The sequence below is a fragment of the Streptomyces sp. CRN 30 genome (genome assembly GCF_034105845.1).
On the sequence record NZ_JAVRHI010000160.1, the window covers coordinates 1 to 9724 of the forward strand.

9 protein-coding genes and 1 riboswitch are annotated in these 9724 nt (G+C 72.1%); of the genes, 1 reads left to right on the plus strand and 8 read right to left on the minus strand.

Going from position 1 to position 9724, the window contains the following annotated elements; all coding sequences use genetic code 11:
- The 4 genes from UW392_RS16015 to UW392_RS16030 form a co-directional block, all read right to left on the minus strand.
- A partial coding sequence (locus UW392_RS16015; protein WP_320775677.1) for an MBL fold metallo-hydrolase occupies positions 1 to 854 on the minus strand: 854 nt, incomplete at its 3' end.
- A 155-nt stretch (positions 855 to 1009) separates the two neighbouring features.
- Entirely contained in the window at positions 1010 to 1795 is a 786-nt protein-coding gene (locus UW392_RS16020) for an SGNH/GDSL hydrolase family protein (protein ID WP_320775685.1), read from the minus strand.
- A 259-nt stretch (positions 1796 to 2054) separates the two neighbouring features.
- Complete coding sequence (locus tag UW392_RS16025; protein ID WP_320775678.1) at positions 2055 to 3125, minus strand: LysM peptidoglycan-binding domain-containing M23 family metallopeptidase; 1071 nt, start codon at positions 3123 to 3125, stop codon at positions 2055 to 2057.
- A gap of 4 nt (positions 3126 to 3129) precedes the next feature.
- Positions 3130 to 3322: riboswitch (cyclic di-AMP (ydaO/yuaA leader) on the minus strand.
- A gap of 269 nt (positions 3323 to 3591) precedes the next feature.
- On the minus strand, positions 3592 to 5670 hold the full coding sequence (locus tag UW392_RS16030; RefSeq protein ID WP_320775679.1) for an alpha-galactosidase: 2079 nt from the start codon (positions 5668 to 5670) through the stop codon (positions 3592 to 3594).
- A gap of 180 nt (positions 5671 to 5850) precedes the next feature.
- Here UW392_RS16030 and UW392_RS16035 point away from each other — a divergent pair, with 180 nt between their 5' ends.
- On the plus strand, positions 5851 to 6648 hold the full coding sequence (locus tag UW392_RS16035; protein WP_320775680.1) for a tyrosine-protein phosphatase: 798 nt from the start codon (positions 5851 to 5853) through the stop codon (positions 6646 to 6648).
- Between the two features lie 40 nt (positions 6649 to 6688).
- Here the strand turns inward: UW392_RS16035 and UW392_RS16040 are convergent, their stop codons facing one another.
- The 4 genes from UW392_RS16040 to UW392_RS16055 all read right to left on the minus strand — a co-directional run.
- Complete coding sequence (locus UW392_RS16040) at positions 6689 to 6808, minus strand: DUF6126 family protein (RefSeq protein ID WP_320775681.1); 120 nt, start codon at positions 6806 to 6808, stop codon at positions 6689 to 6691.
- The gene (locus UW392_RS16045) at positions 6805 to 7419 is read right to left on the minus strand and encodes an XRE family transcriptional regulator (RefSeq protein ID WP_320775682.1); all 615 of its coding nucleotides are present in this window, start codon (positions 7417 to 7419) and stop codon (positions 6805 to 6807) included. Before UW392_RS16045 ends, UW392_RS16040 begins: the two co-directional genes overlap by 4 nt.
- A gap of 108 nt (positions 7420 to 7527) precedes the next feature.
- Complete coding sequence (locus UW392_RS16050) at positions 7528 to 8961, minus strand: aspartate aminotransferase family protein (RefSeq protein WP_320775683.1); 1434 nt, start codon at positions 8959 to 8961, stop codon at positions 7528 to 7530.
- 67 nt (positions 8962 to 9028) lie between these two features.
- Positions 9029 to 9724 (minus strand): flavodoxin-dependent (E)-4-hydroxy-3-methylbut-2-enyl-diphosphate synthase (locus UW392_RS16055; RefSeq protein WP_320775684.1); only part of this gene is annotated, 696 nt, incomplete at its 5' end.

Here is a 9724-nt window from a genome sequence, read left to right on the forward strand (position 1 = left end):
GGCCAGTACTCGGAGTACGCACCGATCTGGATCATCGTGGCGTCGAACGGGCCGTGCTCGGCACCGATCTCCTTGAAGCCCTCGAAGTAGCCGGTGTCGCCGCTGTGGTAGATCCGGTGCTCGTCACTCGCGACCACCCAGGAGGCCCACAGGGTGTGCTGCTTGTTGCGCAGGCCGCGGCCGCAGAAGTGGCGGGCCGGGGTCGCGGTCAGGGTGAGGCCGCCCACCTGCGTCGACTCCTGCCAGTCCAGCTCGCGTATCCGTCCCTCGGCCACGCCCCAGTGCTCCAGGTGGGCGCCGATGCCGAGGGGGACCGCGAAGAGGGTGTCCGTGCGGGCCAGCGCCTTGATCGTGGGCAGGTCGAGGTGGTCGTAGTGGTCGTGGGAGATGACGACGACGTCGAGGGGGCCGAGCGCGGACAGCGGCAGCGGCACCGGGTGGAGCCGCTTGGGGCCGGCGAAGGCGAACGGAGAGCAACGCTCGCCCCAGACGGGGTCGAAGAGCACGCGGTGCCCGTCGATCTCGGCGAGGACGCTGGAGTGCCCGGCCCAGGTCAGGCGCAGGCCGCTCGCCGGGGGCGCGGCCAGGTCGGCGGCGGTCGTGCGGTGCAGCGGCACGGGGCCCGCCGGGGCGCGGCGGGCGCGCTCCTCCTTGCGGAAGTACGCCTTGGCCATCTCCAGCCTGCCGGAACCTCCGGCGGGGAGCACGCGGGCGCCCTCCGGGTTCACGAAGACGCCGTTCGCGAAGTGCGGCGATCTGTGGATCCGGGCGAGGCGCGCTCCGCTGGGATCCGCGCCGAAGGCTGCGGGCCGCAACGCGCGTAGCCCGCGGCGCGAGGATCGGGAACCGGACACGGCACCTCCTGGTGAATACGCTGAGGCGTTCCATTATGGTCCGCCCCCATGACAGTCCCCCCAACTCCACAGGGGAACACGGGGAACAGGGGAAACACGGCGGTCAGGGCCCCTTCGGCCCCAGCGCACCCACCGGCGCGCTCCTTCCGCGGCGCTCAGGCCACCGTCCCGATACGCATCCGGATGTCCGCCGGGGAGAGGGCCCCCTTCGCCACGACGCGGTCGCCGGAGGACTCCCCGCGCAGCCGGCGCCCGATCCACGGCACCAGGTACTCGCGGGCCCACTGGATGTTGTCGCGGCGCACCTCCAGGTTGCCGCGCGGCGGGAGCGGCGGCCACGGCTGGTCCGGGTCCGCCGGGATGTCCAGGCCGAGGACCTGTCCGGCCCGCAGCGCCACCCGCGTGTGCCCCTCGGGCGACAGGTGCAGCCGGTCCGCGTCCCAGGCGCGCCGGTCCTGGATGGTCCGCAGGGACCACAGGTCCAGTACCGGGCAGCCGTACCGGTCGGCGATGGCCCGCACATGACCGTTGTACGTGGCGATCTTGCCGCGCATGCGCTTCAGCACGGGCACGGTGCGGGTGTCGAACCCGGTGGTCACCATGACGGTGCCGGCGGCCGAGGTGAGGTCGGCGACCGCGCGCTCGAAGCGCTCGGCGACCTCGTCGGGGTCGGTGCCGGGACGGATGATGTCGTTGCCGCCCGCGCAGAAGGAGATCAGGTCCGGCGCCATCTCCCGCGCCCGCGGAACCTGGTCCGCGACGATCTGGTCGAGCAGTTTCCCGCGCACGGCCAGGTTCGTGTAGCCGAATCCGCCCTCGGGGAGCCGGTCGGCGAGAAGGACCGCGAACCGGTCGGCCCAGCCGACGAACGCGCCGTCGGGTCCGGGGTCCCCGACGCCCTCGGTGAAGCTGTCGCCCACCGCCACGTACGACCCGATCACTGTTCTGCTGTCGTGCCTCATCACATCGTCTGCCACGTCGGTCCATCTTTCACCGTGGGATGTGAGCTACGCGACCGTAGGAAGGGGTTGACGGGCGGTGAGATAAGCCACTCGTCAAGTGTTGGTCAATTCCGGAATAAGACCGGCCCGGGGAACGACCCGCTCCGTACACCGTGAGGCCGGGCCCCGCGGTCGGCGGGGCCCGGCCTCACGAGTGCGTCGCCGGGTGGGTGGGTCGGTCAGGGGCGGTCAGGGTCGGTCAGAGGGAGACGCCCTTGGCGCGCAGGTACGCCAGCGGGTCGACGTCCGAGCCGTAGCCCGAGGCGGTACGGATCTCGAAGTGCAGGTGCGGTCCGGTCACGTTGCCGGTGGCGCCGGACAGGCCGACCTGCTGGCCCGCGCCCACGGTCTGGCCCACCGAGACGGAGAGCGAGGACAGGTGGGCGTACTGCGCGTAGTGGCCGTCCGCGAGCCGGACGACGACCTGGTTGCCGTACGAGCCGCCCCAGCCGGCGGAGACGACCGTGCCCGAGCCGACGGCCTTGAGCGAGGTGCCGGTCGGGACCGCGAAGTCGACACCGGTGTGGTAGCCACTGGACCACATGCTGCCCGAGACGCGGTAGGAGGTGCCCACGGCGCCGGAGACCGGGCGGGTGAAGCCGGAGGCGGAGCTGCCCCCGCCGCTGCCCTGGGCCCGGGTGTCCGACGTGTCGGCGGCCGGCTTCTCGGCCGGGGCCTCGGTCTTGCGCTCCGTCGGCGCCTTCCGCTCGGGCGCCGCCTGCTGCTCCGCCGGCGCCTTCCGCTCCGACGCCCCGCTCTTCGCCGCGGACCCGGAGTCACCGCCCGAGGACGAGGCGCCGCTGCCCGAGGACGGGGCGCCGGCGCTCGACGGGGCCCTGCCGTCGAGGCTGAGCTCCAGGCCGGGGTGGATGAGGGACGGGTTGGAGCCGATCGCCTCGCGGTTGTCCGCGTAGATCGACTGCCAGCCGCCGGTGACGTCCTGCTCCTCGGCGATCCGGGACAGGTAGTCGCCGGACTTCACGGCGTACGTCCGCGTCGTCGCGGACTTCGCGGCGGCGGCGGTGGACGTCCCGGCCTGCTGCTTGACGGCCTGGGCGGCGGCGGCCTGCTGGGCCACCGCCTGCTGCGGCGCCTGGGGGAGGCGGGGGAGCTCCGAGGTCTGGGTGACGGCCTCCGCCGGGGCCGAGGCATGGGCCCCGGTGGCCCCGATCAGGGGGAGCGCGAGCGCCGCGCCACCGGTTCCGGCGGCGGCGATCGAGCGGGTGAAGCGCTGGGTCTTCGGGCGGCGGTGCTTACCCTTGGCGGGCATGGCGCATTCCTCTCCGGCGCCTGCGAGGTGAGCTGTCGGGTTCGGGCTGGAGATGCCCGGCCGTGGTGGGCACGGCTTGACCCCTAGCCCGTTCCGGATGACCGGACCGGGCAGTCGTACCTGTGGGTCCCCCGCTCCTGCCGTGTACGGGTGAGTTGACGGCTCCGGCCGGTGGCAGGATTCGGCGTCCGCCCGGATTGACGCCGAAAGTAGGCGACTTACCGGTGCGGGGACAACCATTCGCATTTTTTGTGCGTCTTGTTTCCGGGTGGTCGAGGGGAGGTCCCGGTCACCCTCCGTCGATGAACGGTCGTCCCCTTTTCCCGACCCACCCGACAACTCCGGGCTATTACGTGGACATGACGACCACGCAACGTCACTCCTATGACCCTGGTCACGCCCGACTCGTTGACCACGCTTTACACCAGGGCCACTTGGACACCGAACGCCAATCCCGGCGAAGGAATCAAATACGACGTAGCCTGACAACCTTCGCATCGAAGTCGCCGCGCAACCCGACCGGCAGCCCGTGGTGCATCAGCACCGCACCCCGGTACGTCTCACCCGTTTCACGGCACTCATACATCCCCTTCGGGTCGAGCCCGCGCAACCGGAGCGGTGCGGGCGGCTCCCCGTAGTGCTGGGCCTGGAGCCAGGCGAGGACGACGACCTCGTCACCGAGGACGTAGCTCACGGCGCTCGGCCCGCCCGCCGGTGGCCGCAGCCGGTACAGGTCGCCGTGCTGGACGACCGGCCGGATCTCCTTGTAGAGGGCCACCCAGTCCCGCGCCTCCGCGAGTTCCCGCTCGCTCCACCGGCTGAGGTCGCCGCCGACACCGAGCACACCGGCCATGGCGCTGACGAAACGGAACGCCAGCGTACTCACCCGCCCGTTGAGCTGCTCGTTCGGGCTGTCGGTGACCCAGGCGGCCATCACGCGCGCGGGATGGATCTGGCTGAAGCCGTGCTGGATGGCGAGCCGGTCCAGGGGATCGGTGTTGTCGGAGGTCCACACCTGGTCCGTACGGGACATGACGCCGAGGTCGATGCGGCCGCCGCCGCCCGAGCAGGCCTCGAAGGCGACGCCGGGGTGCGCGGCCCGCAGCCGGTCCAGCAGCGCGTAGAAGGCGTGCACGTGCTCCACCCAGAGCTTCTGCGGGTACGGTTCGCCGGGCCAGCCGGCGTCGGTGAAGCAGCGGTTGAAGTCCCACTTCACGTAGTCGATGGGGGCGCTGGACAGCAGGGTGTCCAGCCGCTCCCACAGGTACTCCTGGACGTCCGGGCGCGCGAGGTTGAGGACGAGCTGGTTGCGCAGCTCGGTGCGGCCGCGGCCCGGCATGAACTGCACCCAGTCGGGGTGCGCCCGGTACAGGTCGCTGTCGGGGTTCACCATCTCGGGCTCGACCCAGATGCCGAACTGCATGCCGAGCGCGTGCACGTCGTCCGCGAGCGGCTTGAGACCGGCCGGGAAGCGCTCGGGGTTCGGCGTCCAGTCGCCGAGGCCCGCCCGGTCGCTGGTGCGCGCCCCGAACCAGCCGTCGTCGACCACGAACAGCTCGACCCCGAGGGACGCCGCCCGCCGCGCCAGCTCGCGCTGCTGGTCCTCCGAGATGTCGAAGTAGGTGGCCTCCCAGGAGTTGTAGAGCACCGGACGGTCACGGCCGGCGTCCGGGACGACGTGCCTGCGCTGGTACGCGTGCCAGGCCCGGCTCGCCCCGCCGAAGCCGCCGTCGCTCCACAGCCCCGCGAAGACGGGCGTCGTGAAGGTCTCCCCCGCCGCCAGCCGCAGGAGGCCGGAGTCGTCGTACCCGGCGCCGCCGGTGATCTGCACCCGCGCGTCGGGGAGCTGGGCCACGGCGATGCGCCAGGTGCCCGACCAGCCGAGCGCGCACCCGTACACCTCGCCGCGCTCCTCGGTCGCCCCGTCGGTGTCGAGCGCGACCCACGGCAGGTGCTGGTGCCCGGTGTGCCCGCGCCGGCTGCCGATGACCTTCTCCCCGTAGGTGAGGTCGGTGCGGACCAGCCGGGACTCGGCCGCCCACCGCCCGTGCAGCTGGGAGAGCCGCCAGCCCTCGCGCAGCGGGAGCGTCCAGGTCGCGGAGTCGGCGCGCAGCACCTCCACCGGCTCCGGGCCCTCGTTGGCCAGGGTCACCCGGCGCTCCACGACGTCGTCGCGCATCCGGTAGTGCAGCGTGACGGCGAGCCCGTGGTCGGTGAACCGCAGCCGCAGCTCCTCGTCCTCCACCTCGTACGCCGCGAAGGCCCATTCGGTGCCGCGCACCTCGTCCGTACGGACGGACAGCGCGGGCCGCACGAAGCGGGCACCGCCCTCGACCGGGTACTCCTCGTGCCCGTCGAGCCGGGACTCGAAGGAGTCGCGCGACGGCGGCAGGGGCCGGGCCGCGAGCTCCTCGGCGTCCGCGAGCTCGATGCGCGCACCCCAGTGGAGGTGCAGCAGTTCGCCGTCCTCGGTGAGACGCAGCGCGTAGCTGCTGGCCGGTCCCGACAGCAACCAGACGCGGCCGGCTGAGCCGATCTCCACCATGACACCCTCACATAATCAAACAGACACGATCAGACGTGAACATCATCGTGCCGGTGGGGGCCGTCTGGCAACGCCTCACCGACGACTGCTCGGCGGCCACAGCCGTGTCGTATCGTCGAGGTCGCACCTGTCGGCGTGCCGAGCCGCGCACCGCCGACGGCCCCCTGGGAGGAGCCCTTCGTGACGCAGCAGGTCCCGTCGACCGAACCCGAGCTGACCTCGGTCCGCAACTTCCGCGACGTGGGCGGTCTGCCGACCGTGGACGGCCGGCGTGTGGCGCGGGGGCGGCTGTTCCGCAGCGGGCACCTGGCGCACGCGAGCGACGAGGACGCCGCGGCGCTCGCCTCCCTGGGGCTGCACACGGTCTTCGACTTCCGCAACGCGGCCGACCAGAAGCTGGAGGGTCCCGACGTCGCGCTGCCCGGCGTGCGCAACGTGAACCTGCCGCTGAGCGACCCTGCCGACGGAGCGGAGTTCTGGCGGATGGTCCGCGACGGCGACCTCGACCAGCTGCGCTCGATCCTGGCCGACGGCAAGGGCGCGGCCCGGATGACCGGCTCGTACCGCACGATCATCACCGGGCGCACGGCCGAGCACTCCCGGGTGCTGCACGCGCTGGCCGAGGACAGCGTGCCCGCCCTGATGCACTGCGCGGCGGGCAAGGACCGGGCGGGCCTGTCGATCGCGGTGACGCTCCTGGCGCTCGGCGTGGACCGCGAGGCGATCATGGCCGACTACCTGAAGTCGAACGAGAAGCACCGGCGCTACAAGGTGCACCGCAGTTCGACGGCGGCGAGCGCCTACTCGCCCGAGGTGATGGAGCTGCTGAGCCCCCTGTTCGACGCGCGCGCCGAGTACCTCCGGGCGGCCTTCGACGCGATCGAGGAGCGGTGGGGCGGCGTGGAAGCGTATCTGGAGCGGGGCCTCGGCCTCACTCCCGAGGTGCGGGAGCGGCTGCGCGAGCGGCTGCTGGACTGAGCTCCCGGCCGCCACGGGCCCCATGGTCAGGCGGCTTCCGCTACTTGGCACCCACCTCGAACAGCAGCCAGATGAACGCCGCGAAGAGGTGGCCGACCGCGATGTAGATGATCAGCCGGATCCACAGGGCGCGGGGGAACTTCGTCTCCAGATCGCTCACGGGGTCACTCCCAGGGTCGTCGGTCCGAGGCAGAGCGCGGTGGTCGGGCTCTGCAGGAGGGTGTGGACGAACAGCAGGTCGGCGCCGTCCTCGTCGGCGGCGGCGATGCGGTGCGGGGTCAGCGAGTCGAAGTGCGCGCTGTCCCCGGGGTCGAGCACGTGGGTGACGTCCCCGAGGCGCAGCCGCAGCCGGCCCTTCAGGACGTACAGCCACTCCTCACCGGGGTGAACGCGCACGATGTCGCCCTGCGAGCCGTGGGGGACGTGGACGCGCAGGGACTGCATGCCCCGGCCGGGGGCGCCCGCCTGCCAGTAGGTCCAGCCGCCCGCGCGCGTGGGTTCCATGTCGGTGGCGCGGACGACCGCGTCACGTTCGGCGACCGATTCGCCCAGCAGCTCCGAAACCGTCGTACCGTACACACGGGCGAGCGTCAGCAGCATCGGCAGCGAGGGTTGCCGCTGTCCGGTCTCCAGCCGCGACAGGTGCGCGGGGGACAGTCCGGCGGTCCGGGCGGCGGCCTCGAGGGTGAGGGAGGCGCGGCGCCGCAGGGCGCGCAGTTGCGGGGCTACGGCGGGCAGGTCCTCGACCGGCCCGGGCTCGGAGGCGCTCATGCACTCCATTGAGCCGCATTTTTGCCCCAGCGGCAAACTTCTTGCCTCTGGGGCAAAGCGGCTCGTGGGCGGGTACGGACGGCCGGACCCGCCCCCGGTCCGCGCATCCTAGCGATGCGCCACGGCCTGCCGCACCAGCGTCCGCCCGAAGTCCCAGAGCAGCCCGCTGCCGCTGTGCGCGTCGTCCATCACCTCGGTGAAGGCGTCGACGAAACGGTCCACGTCCGCCTCGTCCAGGACCAGCGGCGGGATCAGCTTGATCACCTCCAGGTGGTCGCCGGAGACCTGGGTGAGGATGCGGTGCCGCCGCAGCAGCGGTACCACGACCAGCTGCGCGAACAGCCCCTTGCGCGCGGCCTGCAGCACGCTCCAGCGGCCGCGCAGCCGCAGCGACGTGGGCCGCCCGAACTCGATGCCGATCATCAGCCCCCGGCCGCGCACGTCGGCGAGCAGTTCGTACGTCCCGGCCAGCGCCGTGAGCCGGGACTTCAGCCGCTCCCCCAGGACCCGGGCGCGGTCCACCAGGTGCTCGTCCTCCAGCACCGACAGCACGGCGAGGCCGGCCGCCATGGCCTGGGCGCCTCCGCCGAAGCTCGCCGAGTGGACGAGGACGCGGTCCATCGACGAGTAGACCTTCTTGAAGATCCAGTCCTTGCCGAGGGTCGCCCCGACGGGGACGTAGCCCCCGGACAGCGACTTGGCCACGCAGACGAGGTCCGGCTCCACGCCGGGCTCGTGCTGGTGGGCGTAGAAGTCGCCGGTGCGGCCGAGCCCGGTCTGCACCTCGTCGGCGATGAGCAGGGCGCCGTGCCGGTGCAGCAGGTCCTGGGCGGCGCGCAGGTAGCCGGGCGGGGCCTCGTGCACGCCCTTGCCCTGGATCGGCTCGACGATGAGCGCGGCCACGTCGCCCTTCCCCAGCTCCCGCGCCAGGGCGTCCAGGTCGCCCAGCGGGACGGCCGTGTCGGGGAGCAGGGGCGCGAAGCCGTCCCGGAAGGCGGCCTCGCCGTTCACCGACAGGGAGCCGGTGGTGAGCCCGTGGAAGGCGTGCGCGCAGTACAGGACGCGGGGCCGGCCCGTGGCGTACCGGGCGAACTTCAGCGCGGTCTCCACCGCCTCCGTCCCGCTGCTGCCGAAGAACACCCGGTCCAGGTACGGACTGTGGGCGAGCAGCCGCTCGGCCAGCAGCCCGGGCAGCGGCTGGCAGTCGAAGCGGGTGAGGTCGGCGAGGGAGGCGTCGAGGACGTCGTGCAGGGCCTTGCGGACCACGGGGTGGTGCCGGCCCACGCCCATCACCCCGAACCCGGCGAGCATGTCCAGGTAGTCGCCGCCGTCCGCGTCCCAGAAGTGCGCCCCCTCGGCCCGCTCGTACACCTTGTCGAAGCCGATGGTGTGCAGCATGCGCGGGAGCTGGTGGTTGAGGTGCCGGGCGTGGAGTGCGTAGCGTTCGGCCCCGCGCTCGGCCAGCAGCCTGCCGAGGTCGAACTCCCCCTTCCCCGCCCCCGGGGCCCCCTCCGCCGGGTGTTCCGCTTCCGCTGCCGTCATTCCGTACGCTCCTCGGCTCGGTCGTGCCGTACGTATCGGTCCGTGCCGTCCCCGGGTCCGTGCCGCTTCAGCTCACCGTGACGGCCGGTTCCCCGGACGCGACACCGTCCCGTTCCATCTGCTCGGCGATCTTCATGGCCTCCTCGATGAGGGTCTCCACGATCCTCGACTCGGGCACCGTCTTGATGACCTCGCCCTTCACGAAGATCTGCCCCTTGCCGTTGCCGGACGCGACACCCAGGTCCGCCTCACGGGCCTCACCCGGACCGTTGACCACACAGCCCATGACCGCCACACGGAGGGGAACCTCCATGCCGGTGAGACCCGCCGTGACCTCCTCGGCCAGCTTGTACACGTCCACCTGCGCCCGCCCGCACGACGGACAGGACACGATCTCCAGACCGCGCTGCCGCAGGTTCAACGACTCCAGGATCTGATTGCCGACCTTGATCTCCTCCACCGGCGGCGCGCTCAGCGACACCCGGATCGTGTCGCCGATGCCCTCCGCGAGCAGCGCGCCGAAGGCCACCGCCGACTTGATCGTGCCCTGGAAGGCCGGGCCCGCCTCGGTCACGCCCAGGTGCAGCGGGTAGTCGCACTGGGCGGCCAGCTGCCGGTAGGCATTGATCATCACGACCGGGTCGTTGTGCTTCACCGAGATCTTGATGTCGCGGAAGTCGTGCTCCTCGAAGAGGGACGCCTCCCACAGCGCGGACTCCACCAGCGCCTCGGGAGTGGCCTTGCCGTACTTCTGCAGCAGCCG